The organism is Pseudomonas sp. 51_B, assembly GCF_017491595.1.
GTDB lineage: Bacteria > Pseudomonadota > Gammaproteobacteria > Pseudomonadales > Pseudomonadaceae > Aquipseudomonas > Aquipseudomonas promysalinigenes.
On the sequence record NZ_JAFGYW010000501.1, the window covers coordinates 1 to 317 of the forward strand.

The 317-nt window shown below is 64.0% G+C and carries 1 protein-coding gene; it reads right to left on the reverse strand.

Annotated features, from left to right (window positions below; translation table 11 throughout):
- A partial coding sequence (locus J5M56_RS25930; protein WP_207938178.1) for a hypothetical protein occupies positions 1 to 196 on the reverse strand: 196 nt, incomplete at its 3' end.
- Positions 197 to 317 lie beyond the last annotated feature (121 nt).

Sequence of the window (317 nt, forward strand, 5' to 3'; positions counted from 1 at the left end):
TAAGTACGGGATGAGCCGACAGGGTGGTGAGGATCAGGCGGAAGAGTGATTGAGCCTTTGGGGTGTATGCCTTGAGGTTGATGTTGGGGCGCAGATCGAGCGCCGCCCGCGCGGCGCATCGCGAGCTGCGCTCGCTCCTACGTTTGTTTCGGGCCAATTGATCCTGCGGGATTTGCGCGCGGACGCCTTGGTGCATGGCGCGAGATAGCGTCGTATGAACCAGGCGGTCGCGCGCGCCTGTCACAGGCGTCACTGGCCGAAAACAAACGTAGGAGCGAGCGTAGCTCGCGATGCGCCGCGCGGGCGGCGCTCGATCT